14 protein-coding genes are annotated in these 17,502 nt (G+C 69.0%); 3 read left to right on the plus strand and 11 right to left on the minus strand.

The genetic code is table 11. The annotated features are described in order from the left end of the window. Together ACTHNC_RS09965 and ACTHNC_RS09970 are read left to right on the plus strand one after the other, a co-directional pair. Positions 1-2,024, plus strand: a 2,024-nt coding sequence (locus ACTHNC_RS09965; RefSeq protein ID WP_440294446.1) for a molybdopterin oxidoreductase family protein, incomplete at its 5' end; no start/stop codon positions are given. Between the two features lie 225 nt (positions 2,025-2,249). Then, on the plus strand, positions 2,250-2,486 hold the full coding sequence (locus ACTHNC_RS09970; protein ID WP_440294447.1) for a hypothetical protein: 237 nt from the start codon (positions 2,250-2,252) through the stop codon (positions 2,484-2,486). 34 nt (positions 2,487-2,520) lie between these two features. Here ACTHNC_RS09970 and ACTHNC_RS09975 read toward each other — a convergent pair whose 3' ends face one another. The 8 genes from ACTHNC_RS09975 to aroA all read right to left on the minus strand — a co-directional run bounded on the left by ACTHNC_RS09975 (position 2,521) and on the right by aroA (position 13,039). Further along, positions 2,521-3,825, minus strand: a complete 1,305-nt coding sequence (locus tag ACTHNC_RS09975; protein ID WP_440294448.1) for an outer membrane protein assembly factor BamB family protein — start codon at positions 3,823-3,825, stop codon at positions 2,521-2,523. A gap of 364 nt (positions 3,826-4,189) precedes the next feature. Then, a complete protein-coding gene (gene rimM, locus ACTHNC_RS09980) occupies positions 4,190-4,858 on the minus strand; it encodes a ribosome maturation factor RimM (RefSeq protein ID WP_440294449.1) in 669 nt (222 codons plus the stop codon). A gap of 6 nt (positions 4,859-4,864) precedes the next feature. Then, entirely contained in the window at positions 4,865-5,092 is a 228-nt protein-coding gene (locus ACTHNC_RS09985; RefSeq protein ID WP_440294450.1) for an RNA-binding protein, read from the minus strand. A 4-nt stretch (positions 5,093-5,096) separates the two neighbouring features. After that, the gene (gene rpsP, locus ACTHNC_RS09990) at positions 5,097-5,516 is read right to left on the minus strand and encodes a 30S ribosomal protein S16 (protein WP_440294451.1); all 420 of its coding nucleotides are present in this window, start codon (positions 5,514-5,516) and stop codon (positions 5,097-5,099) included. Positions 5,517-5,692: 176 nt separating this feature from the next. Continuing rightward, the gene (locus tag ACTHNC_RS09995; RefSeq protein ID WP_440294452.1) at positions 5,693-7,786 is read right to left on the minus strand and encodes an FAD-dependent oxidoreductase; all 2,094 of its coding nucleotides are present in this window, start codon (positions 7,784-7,786) and stop codon (positions 5,693-5,695) included. Between the two features lie 17 nt (positions 7,787-7,803). Further along, the gene (locus ACTHNC_RS10000; protein WP_440294453.1) at positions 7,804-8,670 is read right to left on the minus strand and encodes an SDR family oxidoreductase; all 867 of its coding nucleotides are present in this window, start codon (positions 8,668-8,670) and stop codon (positions 7,804-7,806) included. A gap of 50 nt (positions 8,671-8,720) precedes the next feature. Continuing rightward, positions 8,721-9,917, minus strand: coding sequence for an acyl-CoA dehydrogenase family protein (locus ACTHNC_RS10005; protein WP_440294454.1), 1,197 nt, complete (start codon positions 9,915-9,917; stop codon positions 8,721-8,723). Then, positions 9,914-13,039 (minus strand): 3-phosphoshikimate 1-carboxyvinyltransferase, encoded by a 3,126-nt coding sequence (aroA, locus tag ACTHNC_RS10010; RefSeq protein WP_440294455.1) that lies wholly within the window; start codon positions 13,037-13,039, stop codon positions 9,914-9,916. The genes ACTHNC_RS10005 and aroA overlap by 4 nt, the downstream gene beginning before the upstream one ends. A 248-nt stretch (positions 13,040-13,287) precedes the next feature. Here aroA and ACTHNC_RS10015 point away from each other — a divergent pair, with 248 nt between their 5' ends. Beyond that, on the plus strand, positions 13,288-14,421 hold the full coding sequence (locus tag ACTHNC_RS10015; protein WP_440294456.1) for a glutamate--cysteine ligase: 1,134 nt from the start codon (positions 13,288-13,290) through the stop codon (positions 14,419-14,421). Positions 14,422-14,428: 7 nt separating this feature from the next. Here ACTHNC_RS10015 and ffh read toward each other — a convergent pair whose 3' ends face one another. From ffh to ftsY, 3 genes are read right to left on the minus strand one after another with little or no spacing between them, the layout of a single operon-like run. Next, positions 14,429-16,015: a signal recognition particle protein gene (gene ffh / locus ACTHNC_RS10020; protein ID WP_440294457.1), complete on the minus strand. Its 1,587-nt coding sequence runs from the start codon at positions 16,013-16,015 to the stop codon at positions 14,429-14,431. Between the two features lie 33 nt (positions 16,016-16,048). Continuing rightward, positions 16,049-16,546: a DUF2004 domain-containing protein gene (locus ACTHNC_RS10025; protein ID WP_440294458.1), complete on the minus strand. Its 498-nt coding sequence runs from the start codon at positions 16,544-16,546 to the stop codon at positions 16,049-16,051. A gap of 42 nt (positions 16,547-16,588) precedes the next feature. Beyond that, the gene (gene ftsY, locus ACTHNC_RS10030) at positions 16,589-17,461 is read right to left on the minus strand and encodes a signal recognition particle-docking protein FtsY (RefSeq protein WP_440294459.1); all 873 of its coding nucleotides are present in this window, start codon (positions 17,459-17,461) and stop codon (positions 16,589-16,591) included. Between the last annotated feature and the right edge of the window lie 41 nt (positions 17,462-17,502).

The following is a 17,502-nucleotide window of genomic DNA, read 5'->3' on the forward strand; positions in this document are numbered from 1 at the left end:
CACCGAAGGTGCGCGAGCCGGGAGACCCGCTGCTCGAGGTCACAGGTCGCGACTTCCCCACGAACGGCGGCGGACTCTGCAAGAAGGGTTGGACATCCGCCGTCGTGCTCGACGCCCCGGACCGGCTCACCGAGCCTTTGATGCGCGATGCCCGCGGACGCCTCGTGCCGGTGTCGTGGGAGACCGCGCTGGATGCCGTCGCCGAGCGGATCGCGCGGGCGCAGGCATCCTTCGGGCGCGACGCCGTCGGCATCTTCGGTGGCGGCGGGCTGACGAATGAGAAGGCGTACCAGCTGGGCAAGTTCGCCAGGGCGGCGTTGCGCACCTCGCGCATCGACTACAACGGGCGTTTCTGCATGTCGTCGGCGGCCGCTGCGTCGAACCGTGCGTTCGGCCTCGATCGCGGACTGCCGTTCCCGGTGACCGACCTCGACTCGGCGCGCACCGTTCTCGTGCTGGGGTCGAACATGGCCGACACGATGCCGCCGTTCCTGCGTCACCTTCAGGGTGCGCGATCGGCCGGCGGGCTGATCGTGGTCGATCCGCGTCGCTCGTCGACGGCGAAGCTCACCGCAGAAGGCGGCGGGATGCATCTGGCTCCCGCTCCGGGAACCGACCTCGCGCTGCTGCTCGGGCTCGCACACATGGCGATCGCCGAGCGACTGGTCGACCTCGAGTTCGTGGAGTCGCGCACGACGGGCTACGAGGCCGTGCGCCGGAGCGTCGCCGAGTGGTGGCCGGAACGCACCCAGGCGGTCACGGGAGTGCCGGCCGAGCGGATGCGCGCGGTGGTGCGCCGACTCGCAGAGGGCGACGCGTACATCCTCACCGGGCGCGGCGTCGAGCAGCACGCGGACGGCACGGACACGGCGACCGCGGCGATCAACCTCGCGCTGCTCCTCGGCCTGCCCGGGCGCGCCGGCAGCGGCTACGGGACGATGACCGGGCAGGGCAACGGTCAGGGCGGCCGGGAACACGGGCAGAAGGCCGACCAGCTGCCCGGTTACCGGTCGATCACGGATCCGGATGCGCGTGCCCACGTCGCTGCCGTCTGGGGCATCGACGCCGACGCGATCCCGGGTCCTGGCGTGCCGGCCGTGCAGCTTCTGGAGACCGCCGGCACCTCGGACGGTGTGCGCTGTCTTCTCGTGCACGGTGCGAACCCAGTCGTGTCCGCGCCGAACGCCGGCGTCGTGCGCGAGGCTCTGGACCGGCTGGATACGCTCGTGGTGTGCGACTTCGTTCTCAGCGAGACGGCCCAGCGTGCGCACATCGTGCTCCCCGTCACGCAGTGGGCCGAGGAGGACGGCACGATGACGAACCTCGAGGGCCGGGTGCTGCGCCGGCGCCGTGCGGTCTCGTCGCCTGGGCAGGCCAGGAGCGAGTTGTGGATTCTGGCCGAACTCGCCAAGCGTCTCGCGCCGCACGTGAAGTTCGACGCGGAGCCGCAAGCCGTGTTCGGGGAGCTGGCACGGGCATCCGCGGGCGGCAAGGCCGACTACTCCGGCATCGACTACCGGACGCTCAAGGGCGGCGAGCCGGTGCACTGGCCGTTCCCGGCGGGCGGAGTGTCGACACCGCGCCTGTTCGCCGAGCGATTCTGGCACGAGGACGGACGGGCGCGATTCGTTGCGGTACGTCGCCGGCCCGGGGTTGAGATTCCACGAGCACCGGGCGAACTGTGGATGGTGACCGGGCGGCTGCTCGAGCACTACCAGTCGGGCGCGCAGACCAGACGCGTGCCCGAGCTGGTGGATGCCCGTCCGCGGCTGGTTGCGGTGCTGCATCCCGCGGCGGCGGCCGCGCGGGGGCTGAGTGACGGCGATGTTGCGGTCATCGAGAACGACCGAGGCCGCGTCACGGCTCCGGTCGAGCTGGATGCCGGCATCCGTGCGGACACGGTGTTCCTGCCGTTCCACTTTCCCGACGCCGAGAGCGCGAACCTCCTGACGAGTGACGCCGTCGACCCGGTCTCCGCGATGCCCGAGTTCAAGACGGCGGTGGTGGCAGTGTCGCGGGCGTGAGCGTGCCGAGCGGATACTGGCACCATGCGGTGCAGAGGAGTGCTGGCCGCGGCCGGCACGTCACTTCTTCTCGTCGCGTTGTCGTCGTGCTCCGCTGCGCCGCCTGAAGCGTGCTCTGCGGTCGCTTATTCCAACTCCGTCCGCGTGCAGGTCTCCGGTCATACCTCGCGCGTCGCAGACGTCGGATTCTGCGGCGGAGCCACCTGCACGCCACACAGACTTGCCATGGTCTACGAGGGCAGCGGCTCGAAGCCGACGCCCATTTTCCTCGTCAGCCATGAAGGCGATACCTGGTCAGTCCCGACGGCATTCGAGCGGCCGCGCATCGGTCACGTCGCCGCGTTCGATAGTGGCGGCAGCATCGTCGCCGACAGCCGCGTGCGCTTGGCGTGGCGCAACATGGGCACCGAGGCGTGTCCAGGACCGTACGAGGCATCGACCTCGCTCGTGGTCGGCGGTTGATCGCAGGCGTGCCGAAGATCCTCCGCTCGCCGACTCACCCGCCGAACGCGACGACGCCCGTGCGGGTGCCGATGAAGAGCATCCCGCCCGCGAACGACGGTGACGCAAACGTGGGTAGTGGTCCCGTGTCGAGCGTCTGCCGGCGAGTGCCCGAGGTCGCCGCGTATTCGGTGAGTCCTCCGGTCGGGTACTGCGCTGCCCAGACGGTGTCGCCGACGACGATGGGAGCGCCGTTCGCGCCGGACAGTCGCGAGCCGAGCATCCGCTTCGCGACGTCGATGACCTGGATGCCACCCCCGCGGCACGGCACGAACAGCCGGCCGGTCGTCGGATCGTAGGCGGGACCGCCGTCGGGATCGCTGCCGCAGACATCCCGGATCGTCGCAACGCGGCCGAGATCGGATGCTCGCAGCAGGTACCCGGCATCCGTCTTGCCGACCGCGAACACGAGCCCGCCGGGCAGCAGGACCGGATTGCCGGTGGCGAGGTCCTCGTCGCCGCTCGCCGCCCGGTCTTTGAACGAGGCGAGCACGTTCAGGGTCGGGGACAGCTTCACGACGCTCTCGGTGTATTCGAATCGGTCCTGTCCCGGCGGGAAGGGATTGGCGTTGCCCGTGGTGACATAGACACTGCCGTCGGAGGCGATCGCCGGCGCTCCGCCCGAGAGCCAGATGGCGCCTCCCTCGCCGTCGCGGGCGACCTCGAAGCTCACGAGATCGCCGACCTTGGTCTCCGACGCTCCGACGAGCCAGCCGTGGTAGGTGCCGCAGTCCCCGATGTTGCCCCCGTAGCCGATGTAGACGCGGCCGTTGCCGATCGCGAGGCCGGCGCGCTGCAGCAGATGGATGCTCTGCTCCCCCGCCGGAAGCGGCGGGTCGACGCTTTCGCTGAGCAACTCTCGTCCGGTGTCGACGGCCAGCCCCACGAGCTTGTGGTGCACCGAGTCGCCGTCGACGACCTCCCCGACGGCGAACACTTCGCGCCGGTCCGCGTCGATGGCGAGCGTCGAGGTGATGCCGAGCGGATCGATGTTGCCGCAGCCGGCGCGCTCGGCAACATTCGTGAGCGGTGTGCCGAGGCGGTACGACCACAGCCGGTGCCCGCTGCTGCGGTTGAGCGCGACCACGTCGTTGGATTCGGTGCCGACGATGACCGTATCGCCGATCACAACCGGTTGGCCGTAGACGGCAGCGCCAAGATCGGCCTTCCACATCCTTCGAGCTGGATCGGGGACGGAACCACGTACGGCCGCGGTGCGCGCCTGATCGGCGTGGTAGCTCGGCCATAGTGACGAGGTACCGGGCGTTGCGGATGTCGTCGCCGGACCAGTCGCTTGCATCGTCGGACGAAAGGTCGTCGGCGCGGACACACCGCCGCCCGTGCATGCGGTGAGCGCGAACGCCGCGCCGCACGCGATAGCTGCGCGGAGCAACCGTTGCCGTCGCATGCCTTCAGTCTCCCTGGCTCGGCGCAGCAAAGCGATGGCGGGTCGAAATCATCTCGGCTCGAAACACCACAGCCCCACCGCCTGGGGACGGAAGACGCGTCGCGGCGTACGACGGGCCATCCGGTTCCGCTACACCTATCGGCATCCGCTACACAAAAGACCTGTAGCGGATGGCGACTTCTGTAGCGGATGCCGATTTGTGTAGCGCTAGCGATTCGCTCGAAGGACGAGTGCGCGACCGTTCGGGTGACCCGCGCTACTCCGCGGAGCCCTCGGCCTCTGGCGCGGTCCGCCCCTGGGGCTCCCCCACTGCGGCATCCGCTCCCTCGCTGCCCGCCACGGAGTCGGCGTCCGGAGCATCCGCATCGGCGTCGTCCGGCACATCCTCGAACAGGCCCGTCGGCGGTGTCACCGTGACGGTGCCGGCCTTGATGTCCACCTCCGGCACGATCGCGGAGACGAACGGCACCAGCACCTCGCCGTCACGCGTCTTGACGGCGAGCAGGTCCTGAGCGGGCAGGTGGTCTACCCGGGCGATCGTGCCGACCTCGGTGCCGTCACGCAGCACCCGCAGGCCGACGAGCTGGTGGTCGTACCAAGCATCCTCTTCGACCGTGTCGTCCTGATCGACCCAGAGGATCGCCTTGATCAACGTCTCGGCCTCGGTGCGGTCCGTGACACCCTCGAAGAATCCGACGGGATGCCCGTTGTACCAGCGCAGTTCGGCCAGACGGATGGTCTTGCCGTGCCACTTGGATCCGGTGGGCACTTGCAGTGAGAACTCGGCTCCCGGCACGAAGCGACGCTCGGGATCGTCGGTGTAGAGCTCGAGTTTGATGGCCCCCTTCAGACCGTGGGCCTTGGTCAGTCTGCCGACGCGAAGCTGCTGCTTCGGCTGTTTCGGCTCGGTTCGCTTGCCGCTCACCGTTCGTCAGTCGATGAGGTCGACACGCACGCGACGGCCGTCGGCCAGCGCGTTCACGACCGCGCGAAGAGCCTTCGCCGTGCGGCCGGAACGACCGATCACCCGGCCGAGGTCCTCGGGGTTCACGCGAACCTCGAGGACCTCGCCACGCGATGACTCCTTCGCCACGACATGCACATCGTCGGGGTGGTCGACGATTCCCTCGACCAGGTGCTGAAGAGCGGGAGCGAGCAAGGTCTTACGCCTCGGTCGTCTCGTCGGCCGGCGCGTCAGCCTCGGCAACCGGCTCGGCCTTCGGCGCCGGCTTGTCGCTCTTCGGCTTGAGGACCGGCTTCTTCTTCTCGTCGGCGACGAACGCGACCTTCGCCTCGGGCGTCTTGACCGTGCTCGTGGCGTTCTTGTCGCCCTTGAACTTGCCCCAGTCGCCGGTGAGCTTCAGGATGGCCAGCACCTGCTCGGTCGGCTGTGCACCGACGCCGAGCCAGTACTGGGCGCGGTCCGAGTCGACCTCGATGAACGAGGGCTCCTCGGTGGGGTGGTACTTGCCGATCTCCTCGATCACACGACCGTCGCGCTTGGTGCGCGAGTCGGCGACGACGATGCGGTAGTACGGGGCACGGATCTTTCCGAGCCGCTTGAGGCGGATCTTGACAGCCACTTTTCTCCAGAGTTTTCGTGTTTCAAGCGAACTGACTGCCGAGGGCGTGGGGCACACGCGGCAGGAGGTCTGATGAGAGAGTCCTCCCACGGAAGATAGAGGGTCGTTCCGTGAGAACTCGACTGACCATTCTTGCAGATTCCGCGCCCCGACCGATAATCGCTTGGCCGGCGGGCTTAGGGCGCGATCCGGCGCGCTGCCGCCAGTCCCTCGGTCGTGGCCCGCACGGCGTCGACGCGGGAGGCATCCCTTGCACCGCCGACGACCTCGTGAAGGATGCCTCGCTGCTCCAGGTCCCGTCGCAGCGGGTCGTGGGATTCCTGCCCCGCGCACACCACGACGGTTGCCGCCGGAATGAGCTCCACGGTTCCGTCGTCGGTCTGGATCTCCACCCCGTCCGGCGTGATGCGGCGATACGAGAGCCCACTCAGCATCCGCACGCCGGCATCGCGCAGTGCGCCGACGACCACCCATCTTGCGGTGATCCCGACGCCCTGCCCGAATTTGCCGGAGCGGCGCAGCACGGTCACCTCGCTACCCGGGCGCGTCGCGCGCGACGGGTTGCGGTTGGCCCACACCGCTCTACGCTCCTCGAGAAGATCCGCCGACCACGGCAGATCGAATCGCGGGCCGAACGCGGCGGCGCGCTCACGGGCATCCGCGGGTTCGACGAGCATCGTGGCCACGTCGACGCCGATGCCTCCTCCGCCGATCACGGCGACCGGCCCCTCGGGCACACCTGCGAGGATCGCCCGTTCGTAGTCCATGACGTGCGGCAGGTCGGCTCCGGGCACGTCGATGCGCCGCGGGCGCACCCCCGAGGCGAGCACGACCCCATCGAAGTCCGCAAGAAGGTCCGCCGTCGCGATCGTGGAGGTCGCGATGACCGCTCCCAGCCGGCCGAGCTCCGCGGCCACCGACCGTGGCGTCGCGGCGTAGTCCTCCTTGCCCGGAACGTGCGCGGCCAGTGCGAATTGTCCGCCGAGGGCATCCGCGGCCTCGAAGAGCGTGACCGCGTGGCCGCGTCGGGCGAGGTCGAGCGCCGACGCCATGCCGGCAGGTCCCCCACCCACCACGGCGACGTGAGCACGCGCGCGCGTCGCGACGACCGGGAACTCGCTCTCCCGGCCCGCCCGCGGGTTCACCAGGCACGACACGGGCTGAAACACGAGCGATCGGTCGATGCACGCCTGGTCGCATCCGATGCAGGTGTTCACCGCGGCGAAGTCACCCGACCTCGACCGCTCGATCAGCAGCGGGTCGGCCAGGAACGGTCGCGCGAGTGCGACCGCGTCCACGGTGCCGCGGCGCAGCACCTGCTCGACGTCGCGCAGGTCGGTGAAGCGGTTGCTGGCGATCACCACGGCGCGCTTGCCGCCCTCGGCGAGGGCCGCCGAGACGCGTTCCGCCGCCGCCAGCCAGGCACCGTGCGGAACGGATGCCTGCACCGTCGGCACGCGGGACTCGTGCCAGCCGATGCCCACGCTGATGGCATCCGCTCCCTCCTCCGCCAGCCGCACGGCCAGCCGCGCGTACTGGTCGGGTGACGGGGCTCCCGGCATGAGGTCGTCGCCCGAGATGCGCACCGTGACCGGCAGCTCCCCCACGGCCTCGCGCACGGCACGGATCACCTCGACCGCGAACCGTTCGCGACGTTCCTGATCCCCGCCCCACTCGTCGTCGCGGAGATTGGTGACCGGCGAGCAGAACTGGTTGATCAGGTACCCCTCGGATGCCATCACCTCGACGGCGTCGAACCCGATCCGCTTCGCGGTGGCCGCGGCATCCGCGAACTGCCGGACGACCTCCTCGACCTCCGCGCCGGTGAGTTCCCTGGGCACCTCGCTCTTCGCCGCCGCCCACGGCACGGACGACGGCGCCACCGACTGCAGCGGAGCGCCCGCGCCGTCGGTGAGCCCGCTCAGCACGGCGTAGCGGCCGGCATGGAACAGTTGCGCGCAGACCGCACCGCCGGCCTCGTGAGCGGCGTTCACCGCGAACGCGAGGCGCTCCTGGGCCGCCGGATCCGACAGCACGACGTAGTCCGGCCCGCCGCGTCCTTCGGGCGAGACAGCGAGTCCGCCGGTGACGATGAGGGATGCCCCGCCCGCGATCCGCTCGCGGTAGAACGCGGCGAGGCCCTCGCCTCCGTCGTCCCGCGCCTCCAGTCCGGTGTGCATGCTGCCCACCACCACGCGGTGCGGCAGGCGCAGCGAACCCAGCGACCACGGGGTGAACGTGCGGGCGAGAAGCTCGGCCGTGGCGGGCATTCGTCGGTCGCCGAGATCTACCGGTCGGCGGATGCGGTTGAATCCGCGGACTCCGCTCCGTACACGGCGGCACGCAGTTCACCGCTGGTATCGGCCCAGAACGGCGGCGCCACCACGGTGAGGCCGCCGTCGACCGTGATGATCTGCCCCGTGATGTAACCGGCGTGAGCGCCGAGCAGGAACTCGACAGCGGAGGCCATGTCGTCCGCCGTTCCGGGTCGGCCGAGCGGCACCTTCTCGATCACGCTCGACATCGGCGCCATGCCCGGCACGCGCTGGTAGAAGTACTCCAGCGAGTCGGTGTCGATGAGGCCACCGTTCACCGCGTTCACCGTGATGTTCCGCGGTCCGAACTCGGCCGCCATGAACTTCACGTACGACTCGACCGCGGCCTTCGCCGCCCCGAGCGAGGCGTAGGTCGGGAACGCGCGCAGCGAACCGTAGCTCGTCAGCGCGACGATGCGTCCGCCCTCGGTCATGAGCTGCGCGGCGCGCTGCCCGCCGAGCACGAACGAGCGCACGTTCATCGCCCAGTTGCGGTCGAGGTGGTGCAGCTTCAGCGCCGAGATCGGTTTGAACGCGCTGGCCGCGGCGTTGGCGACGAACCCGTCCAGGCGTCCGTACTCGGCTCGCACCTTCTCGAACAGCGCGTCGATGTCGTCGGGCTCCTCGATGTTCGCCTGCACGGCGATGCCGCCGCCGCCTGCCTCGCGCGCCTCGCGCACGACATCCTCTGCCAGGCCGGCGTTCGTCTTGTAGTTCACCACGACGTGTTCGCCTCGGGCGGCGAGCTTCAGAGCGAGCACGCGGCCGATGCCGCGCGAGCTGCCGGTGATGAGGGTGACGCGGGGGGATGCGCCGGAGTCGGTGGGGGCGGACGTCATGGGTGAAGGTGCTCCTGTTCGGTGAATGGGTTCGGGGAGAAGGGGTGCGGTCAGACCTGTCCGGTCAGCACGGCGCGGCCGACGACGAGCTTCTGGATCTCGTTCGTGCCCTCCTCGAAGCGCTGCGCACGGGCATCCCGGTACACGCGCTCGATCGGGTTGCGCTTCCAGTAGCCCTGACCGCCGTGGATCTGCAGCGCCTTGTCGGTCACCCTGGTCAGCATGTCGACGGCGACCATCTTGCTGGCGCTGGACAGCACGCCCGCCTCGGGGTCGTCGTTCTCGTAGGCGCGTGCCGCCTCGAGCACGAGCGCCCTCGCCGCACGGATGTCTGCGAAGTTCTCGGCGAGCAGGAACTGCACAGCCTGCCGCTCAGCGAGCTTCTTGCCGAACGTCTCCCGGCGCTGTGCGTACTGCACGGCCAGTTCCTGTGCGCGTTCCGCCAGCCCGATGCAGCTCATCGCGACGGAGACGCGGCTCGGCAGCAGGAATCCGCCGAGCATGACCTCGAGGCCCTGGTCCTCCTCGCCGACCCGGTTCGCCACCGGCACGGGCGTGTCGTGGAAGCGCAGGATCGCGTGGTCGGTGCCGTGCACGCCCATCGTCTCGGAGTCGTCGATCACGTCGGCGCCTGGCAGTCCGGTGTTGGGCACCATGAGCGCCACGACTCCGTGCTTGCCGCTGGAGCCCTCCAGCCGCGCGGCCAGCAGCCACCAGTCGCACTTCACGCCGAACGTGATGAGGTGCTTCTCCCCGTTCAAGAGGTACGTGTCGCCCTCGCGGCGAACGGTGGTGTGGATGTCCGCACCGGTTCCGCCCGTGGCCTCGGTCAGCGTGAACGCGACGAGCTTGCGCCCGGTGACCGACGGCACCACGAACTCCGCGCGCTGCTCCTCGGTCATGTACGGGTCCATCGCACGCCAGGTGCCGTTGATCACGTGCACGAGCATCCGGATGGAGGCGTGCGAGCGGGAGAAGATCTCCATCAGCTCCAGGTACTGCGGGAACGGGATGCCGCGTCCGCCGAGGCGCTCGGGAGCCGCCAGCGAGAGGTAGCCGCGGTCGCGCAACTCGCCGAACAGCTCGGGGGGCAGGGCACCGTCGGCCTCGATCCGCTCTGCGAAGTCCTCACCGGGGCCCGTTACCCACTCGGTGACCTCGCGCTTGAGCGCGGCGAACTCGTCGTCTCCGAGCTGACTGGCAGCGCTCTCGGGTTCGGCGTACTCCGTGCCGGCGACCTGGCTCATGCATTCTCCTTCCGGTGCGCGGCGTCCGTGTTCTCGTGCACTGGGTTCTCGTGCACTGGGGCGACGAGCGCCGCCGCCTGCTCGCGCAGCAGGTTCTTCTGGATCTTCCCCACCACGTTGCGCGGCAGTGCGTCGATGTGTTCGATGCGCTCGGGCCAGTAGTACTTCGACGTGCCCGCTCGACCGAGATAATCCTGCACCTCCGCCAGGGTCAACGGCGAACCGTCGGCCGCCGGAACGACGAACGCGCACGCCCGCTCCCCCAGCCGCGGGTCGGGCATCGCGACGATGGCGACGTCGGTGACCTTCGGATGCTGATACAGCAGGTTCTCGATCTCGACCACCGGGATCTTCTCGCCGCCCCGGTTGATCACGTCCTTCACCCGGCCGGTGATGTGCAGGAATCCGGCCTTGTCGAGGTAGGCGAGATCGCCGGTGCGGTACCAGCCGTCGTCGGTGAAGACGTCCGACGTGAGGTCGAAGCGGTCGAGGTATCCGTCGAACACGGTGGGCGAGCGCAACTCATAGTTGCCCTCGACGCCCGCCTCTACCGGCTGGCCCTGATCGTCGACGATGCGTACGTCGACGCCGAACAGGGCGCGACCGTCGCTGCCCCAGGCATCCTCGGGCTTGTCGTCGGTGCCGGCCAGCGTGCCGAGGCAGGTCTCCGTCGTGCCGAACGCGCCGAGCACGCGAGTGCCCAGCACCTCGGTGGCCCGCTGGGACAGCGCGCGCGGGACGGCGGCGCCGGTGGCGACGAAGATGCGCAGGCTGCTCGGCGCAGGTGTGCCGGCCTCGACGAGCGTGAGCAGATCGGAGAGGAACGGCGTTGCCGCCTGCACGAAGGTGGCGCGGCCCTCGCGGAAGGCCCGCTCCAGGGCTACGCGGCCGTCCCAGATGGGCTGGATGACCACGGCGACTCCGAGCCGCCACGCCAAGAGCATGCCGTACAGGAACCCGGTCTGGTGGGCCAGCGGAGACGGCACGTAGATGCGATCGTCGTGCGTGAGGCCGAGGTGGCGCACCTCCATCGCCGTAGCAAGACCCAGACTGCGGTAGGTGTGCTGCACGCCCTTGGGCTCACCCGTCGTGCCTGACGTGAAGAGCAGCTGGCAGTAGTCGTCGAGACGCGGCGCGACTCGAGTGAGAACGTCCTTGTCGACCGTGACGGCGGCGAGGGCGGCGTCGTAGTACCGCCAGTTCCAGTCCGTGGCGCTGGCGTCTTCGACCGCGTCGTTCGGGATCGGGGGGATCTCCACCGACGAGTCAGCACCGTGCCGGTTCTCGCTACGCAGCACGACGACGTGCTCCACGGAGAGCCGCCTTCCGCGCGCCTTGGCCTCGCCGATCGTGGCGAGCAGCTCCACGACGGGCTGCCGGCCGCGGAAGTAGTTCGGCAAGAACACCACGCGGGCGCGAGACCGGCTGAGCGTCATCGACGTCTCGCGCGGGCCGAACACGGGCATGATCGGCGTCACGACGGCTCCGACCTGCATGATGCCGAGCGCGATCGCGACGAACTCGCTCCAGTTCGGCAGCTGCACCGCAACGGGCTCGCCGCGGCGCACGCCCATCTCCAGCAGCAGGGCGGACACCTTGTCGGCCTCCTCGCCCAACTCGCGCCACGTGAGCGAGGTGAGGGCGTGGCCGTCCGCTTCCAGCACGGCCGGCGCGTCCGGCTCGGCGGCCCTCGTCGCGGCGACGGCCTCCGTGAGCAGCAGCGGTTCGGCGAGCGCACCGAGCGAGGCCGCGACGTCGTCCGCGGTCGCGGCGTGCTCCTCGCGCTCGTCCTCGACCGGCTTGGTGCCGACATCCATGTGCAGTCCGATGCCGTTCATCTCGTCGAGGAACATCGGATACGAGATGCGATACGCGTGCGGATACGTCAGCGTCGACTGCCCTTCGGCTCGCGTTGCGGCCACGGCGAGCGCCATCAGCACCCGGTGGTCGTTGAACGACGACATCGCGGCGCCGGTCAACGAGTCGACGCCGGTGATCCGCAGCTCGTCCGGGCTCTGCTCGAGTCGACCGCCCATGCGGTTCAGCTGAAGCATCGCCGCAACCCGGTCGGATTCCTTCAGCCGGATGTGCTTCACGTTGTGCAGGCGCGATGTGCCGTCCGCGAACGTGGCCAGCGTGGAGAGCACGGGCAGCAGGTCGGGGATCGGCCCGCAGTCCACGTCGATGGGCTTGAGCTTCAGGCCGTCGTGCGCGATGCGCACGAACCCGGTCTTCTCGTCCCTGATCATCGGCACGCCCATCTCGGCCGCCAGATCGAGGAACTCGGCCTCGGGATGATCCGTCTCGGCGGCACGCGTGGCCGACAGTCCGCGCAGCAGCACGTCCCCCGGGTGAAGCGCGGCGGCGGCGATACCGAAAGCGGCCGATCCGATGTCCGGCGGGATGCTGTACTCGGTGGGCTGCGCCCTCTGTCCCGCCGGCACGCGGTACGTGAGCCAGTCGTCGGAGACCTCGACCTGCAGGCCGAACATGCGCATCATGCGCACGGTGAGGTCGACGTACGGCTGCTCGTTGAGGTGGCCGCCGGTGACGTGGATGGTCGTGTCGTTCTGCGCGAACGGTGCGAGCAGCAGCAGCCCGCTCAGCCACTGCGAGAGCGTTCCGGCGATGGAGACGTCGCCGCCGAGCGGTGCCTGCGGCTGCACGGTGATCGGTGGGCAGTCATCCGTGCTCTTCAGCTGCACGCCCATCTGCCTGAGGGAGTCGAGCAGCGCCTTGATCGGCCGGCGCTGGAAGTACTTCATTCCGGTGAGCGTCATCGGCCGGTCGGCCAGTGACGCGAGGCCGACCATGAAGTACAGCGTCGTGCCGCTGGATCCGACGTTCAGCACGCCGTCCGGGCCGCTGGAGCCGCGCTCGACGACGTCGGACGCCCGGTACCTGCCTCCGTGCACGATGTACGAGTCGCCGTCGATGTCGATGCGCGTGCCGAGCGCGCGCAGCACGCTCACCGTCCACTCGATCTGCCGCGTCGCGGAGAGCCCCCTCACGACGCTCGTGCCCTCAGCCAGCGACGCCAGCACGAGGGCACGATGTGCGTGATATTTCGAAACGGGGATGTCGAGTTCGTTCTCCAGCCGATTGCGGGTTCCTTGCACCATCAGTCGCATATGTGTCTCTTCCGTTCCGCTCACGCCAGGTCGGACCCCTCCCGGTGAAGTCGCGACCTTGCGACACCGACGGGACCGGCCGTGGCGCCTGTACCGAGCCTCCCACGATCGTGAACTCGGCGAACGATAGGCTAGCCCCAAGTCCCGGGTCGGGATGCCCCTTGCGCCCGTCAGTCGCAGTACTCCAGGCGTGGAAGAGCCTCTCGGCCCAAGCGACGACGCCTGGGAGGGGGCGGCGCATGCGGATCGATTTCGCCGAATCCGAGCGCTCCACAGTGGGCATCGAGTGGGAGATCGCGCTCGTCGACCGCGACACGGGCGACCTGGTGCAGGTGGCCGACGAGGTGCTTCCGGCACTGGGCCCAGGCGACGGCAGCGAGCATCCGCAGATCACGCACGAGCTGCTGCTGAACACCATCGAGCTGGTGAGCGGGGTGCACCACAGCGTTCCAGACGCCGTGGCCGATCTGCAGGGGCTCATCGACCTGGTGCGCACCGTCACCGACGAGATGGATGTCGAGCTGATGTGCGCGGGCACGCACCCGTTCGCGCAGTGGTTCGACCAGCGATCGACGCAGTCGGAGCGCTACGACCATCTGCTGGAGCGCACGCAGTGGTGGGGCCGTCAGATGCTCATCTGGGGCGTGCATGTGCACGTGGGCATCGACGAGCGCGACAAGGTTCTTCCGATCGTGAACGGGCTGCTCACGTTCTACCCGCACCTGCAGGCGCTCAGCGCGTCCAGCCCGTTCTGGGGCGGCGTTGCGACCGGCTACGCGTCGAACCGTGCGCTGATGTTCCAGCAGCTCCCCACCGCAGGACTGCCCTGGCAGCTGACGGAGTGGAGCGACTACGAGGGCTACGTCGACGACCTGATCACCACGGGCGTGATCAGGGACTACACCGAGGTGCGCTGGGACATCCGGCCATCACCGCACTGGGGCACCGTGGAGATGCGGGCCTGCGACGGAGTGTCCACCGCGACGGAGCTCGGGGCGCTGGCGGCCGTCATCCACTGCCTCGTCGATCGGATGTCCGATCAGCTCGACCACGGAGAGTCGCCTTTGGTGCTGCAACCGTGGTTCGTGCGCGAGAACAAGTGGCGTGCGGCGAGATGGGGCATCGACGCGGACATCATCGTGGATGCCGGCGGAGCGCAGGGTGCGGTGGCCGACGGCATCCGCACGCTCGTCACCGAGTTGGCGCCCACGGCGGAGCGTCTGGGGTGCGCGCGGGAGCTCGCCGACGTCGAGCGCATCCTGGAGCGCGGCATCAGCTACCAGCGGCAGCTGGCCGTCGCCGAGGCGAATGGCGGAAGCCTGCCGGCGGTCGTCTCCTCGCTCACGAAAGAGCTGCGCAACGGGCTGGAGTGAGCCCTGCTCAGCCGCGGCCGAATAGCCGTTGCACGGCGGCGAGCTCCTCGCCCTTCGGAGGCTTCTGGCCGCCCTTCTGAGCGTCGGCTGCCGAAGATCCGAGGCCGAAACCGGAGCCGCCCGCTGACGAGCCGCCTCCTGGCTTCACGCCGGCCGCGAGCGCCGCGTTCTCCGCCGCGCGCTTCGCCGGGTTGCCGGAGCGCGAGGACTTGCCCTTCTTCTGCTGCTGCTTGCGTCCGCCGTAGCCGGCCCCGGGGATGGGACCCATGCCGGGAACGTTCGGCACACCGCCCTTGGCAACAGTCTTCATCATCTTCGAGGCCTGCTCGAAACGCTGGACGAGCTGGTTGACATCCGTCACCGTCATGCCGGAACCCCTCGCGATGCGCAGGCGACGGGAGCCGTTCAGAAGCTTGGGGTTGTGTCGCTCGGCCGGCGTCATCGACTGGATGATCGCCTCGGTGCGCACGACCTCCTTCTCGTCGAACTGGTCGAGCTGCTGGCGCATGGCGCCCGCACCGGGGAGCATGCCGATCATCTTCTTGATCGAGCCCATGTTGCGCAGCTGCTGCATCTGCTTCAGGAAGTCGTCGAGCGTGAAGCTGTCGGTCGCGAACTTCTCGGCGACCTTGCGCGCCTCCTCCTCGTCGAACGCCTGCTGCGCCTGCTCGATGAGCGTGAGCACGTCGCCGAGGTCGAGGATGCGGCTGGCCATACGGTCGGGGTGGAACGGCTCGAAGTCGTCGAGCGTCTCGCCGGTCGACGCGAAGATGATCGGCCGTCCGGTGACGGAAGCGATCGAGAGCGCGGCACCGCCTCGGGCGTCGCCGTCGAGCTTGGTGAGCACGACACCGGTGAAGTCGACGCCTTCCTGGAACGCCTTCGCCGTGTTGACCGCGTCTTGACCGATCATCGCGTCGATGACGAAGAGCACCTCGTCGGGATTCGTCGCCTTGCGGATGTCCGATGCCTGCTTCATGAGCTCGGCATCGATGCCGAGCCGGCCGGCCGTGTCGATCACGACAATGTCGTACTGCTGCCTCTCGGCCTGCTTGACGGCATCCTTCGCCACGCGAACCGGGTCGCCGACACCGTTGCCCGGCTCGGGCGCGAACACGGGCACACCGGCCTGCTCGCCCACCACCTGCAGCTGCGTGACCGCGTTCGGACGCTGGAGGTCGGCCGCGACGAGCATGGGCGTGTGGCCGTCCTTCTTCAGCCACTTCGCGAGCTTGCCGGCCAGGGTCGTCTTTCCCGCGCCCTGCAGGCCGGCGAGCATGATGACGGTCGGCGGGTTCTTCGCGAACTCGAGCCTGCGCTGCTGGCCGCCGAGGATGCCGATCAGCTCCTCGTTGACGATCTGCACCACCTGCTGGGCGGGGTTCAGCGCCTGATTGACCTCGTCGCTGAGCGCGCGCTCGCGCACGGTTGCGGTGAACTGCTTGACGACGTCGAGCGAGACGTCCGCGTCGAGCAGTGCGCGACGGATCTCGCGGACGGTGCCGTCGACATCCGATGCCGAGAGCTTGCCCTTGGTGCGGAGGTTCTTGAAGGTCTCGGTGAGCCGGTCGGAGAGCGTGCCGAAGGTAGCCATGGTGGGGTCAATGGTAATGGAGCGTGCTGGAGGCTACTCGCCGTCGTCCACCGCCACCACGTCGCCCCGCGCGTCGAAGCTCACCTGCAGCACAGCATCCGTCTCGTCCGGGTCGATCGAGTACGTGAAGATCGCGAACGCCTCGTCGTCGATGGCCTGCGGGTGCAGCGCAACGGTGAGCAGCTGCAGGGAGCGCAGCACGTCCATGGCGATGTCGCCGGAGTTGTGCACGAGCAGGTCGAGGAGCGACTCCCCCATGTCGTCGACGCGCTGGTCGATGTACTGCGTCGTCACCGAACCGCGCTGGCTCAGCTCGGCGATGAGGGCGTCGCGCGCCCTGGCATCCAGACCCTCCAGCGAGCGGATGACCGTTGCCGCGGCATCCAGACCGCTCTCGGAGACGTCGTCGGCGACCGGTGCCGTGAGCTCGACCTGCACCGGCTGATCGGCCACGTCGACGGTCTCGCTCCAGTACAGGCCGCCCGTGGAGTCCTCCTCAACGATGCCGAAGTAGTCGTGCTCGATCGCCATGCCGGTCCCCTTCCGTCGCTGTGCGTACTTCGACGGCACTGATCAGCCGACCAGCTGCTGAGCGAAGACGTGCGGCGTGAATCCGGTGAGGTCGCCGATGCCCTCGCCCTGTCCGACGAGCTTGATCGGAAGTCCGGTGCGTTCCTGCACGGAGAGCACGAAGCCGCCCTTGGCCGACCCGTCCAGCTTCGTCAGCACCAGCCCGGTCACGCCGGCGTGCTCGATGAAGGCCTGCGCCTGCGCGAGTCCGTTCTGACCTGTGGTCGCGTCGAGCACGAGCAGCACCTCGGAGATCGGTGCCTGCTTCTCCACCACCCGTTTGATCTTCGACAGCTCGTCCATGAGACCGCCCTTGGTGTGCAGGCGTCCGGCGGTGTCGATGATCACGATCTCGGTTCCGGTGCTCTTGGCGTACTCGACGGTCTGGAATGCGACGGATGCGGGATCCTGGCGCTCCTGCTGCGGCCGCACGATCTGCGCGCCCGCCCGCTGCGCCCAGGTCGCCAGCTGCTCGACAGCCGCTGCGCGGAAGGTGTCGGCGGCGCCGACCACGACGGAGCGGTCGAAGTTGCGCACGAACTTCGCGAACTTGCCGATCGTCGTGGTCTTGCCGACCCCGTTCACCCCGACGACGATCACCACGGCGGGACGCTCGGTGAGCTTCAAGGTGGGATCGAACCGGGCGAGTCGCTCCTCGATGGTCTCACGGAGCATCCGCTGGAGGTCCGCCGGATCGGTGGTGCGATATCGGTCGACCTTCTCGTGCAGCTCGTCGACGATCTCCTCGGTGAGCGCCGGACCGAAGTCGGCGGTGATGAGCGCGGTCTCGAGATCGTCCCAGGTCTCGTCGTCGATCGTGCGCTTCGCGAACATGCCGCGGAGCGCGCCGGCGAGGGACCAGGAGCGTTCTGCCATGGGGTCAAGACTACGATGTCAGTGGCCGCTACTAGTGTCTG

Origin of the sequence: Humibacter sp., from assembly GCF_051954055.1 — a bacterium.
Classification (GTDB): domain Bacteria; phylum Actinomycetota; class Actinomycetes; order Actinomycetales; family Microbacteriaceae; genus Humibacter.

Bases quoted from the DNA above. Each gene is read 5' to 3' on its own strand.
- ACTHNC_RS09975 (WP_440294448.1), bottom strand. From the start codon at position 3,825: ATGCAAGCGACTGGTCCGGCGACGACATCCGCAACGCCCGGTACCTCG.
- ACTHNC_RS10015 (WP_440294456.1), top strand. From the start codon at position 13,288: ATGCGGATCGATTTCGCCGAATCCGAGCGCTCCACAGTGGGCATCGAG.
- aroA (WP_440294455.1), bottom strand. From the start codon at position 13,039: ATGGTGCAAGGAACCCGCAATCGGCTGGAGAACGAACTCGACATCCCC.
- ffh (WP_440294457.1), bottom strand. From the start codon at position 16,015: ATGGCTACCTTCGGCACGCTCTCCGACCGGCTCACCGAGACCTTCAAG.
- ACTHNC_RS09995 (WP_440294452.1), bottom strand. From the start codon at position 7,786: ATGCCCGCCACGGCCGAGCTTCTCGCCCGCACGTTCACCCCGTGGTCG.
- ACTHNC_RS10000 (WP_440294453.1), bottom strand. From the start codon at position 8,670: ATGACGTCCGCCCCCACCGACTCCGGCGCATCCCCCCGCGTCACCCTC.
- ACTHNC_RS09970 (WP_440294447.1), top strand. From the start codon at position 2,250: ATGGTCTACGAGGGCAGCGGCTCGAAGCCGACGCCCATTTTCCTCGTC.
- ftsY (WP_440294459.1), bottom strand. From the start codon at position 17,461: ATGGCAGAACGCTCCTGGTCCCTCGCCGGCGCGCTCCGCGGCATGTTC.
- ACTHNC_RS10025 (WP_440294458.1), bottom strand. From the start codon at position 16,546: ATGGCGATCGAGCACGACTACTTCGGCATCGTTGAGGAGGACTCCACG.
- ACTHNC_RS10005 (WP_440294454.1), bottom strand. From the start codon at position 9,917: ATGAGCCAGGTCGCCGGCACGGAGTACGCCGAACCCGAGAGCGCTGCC.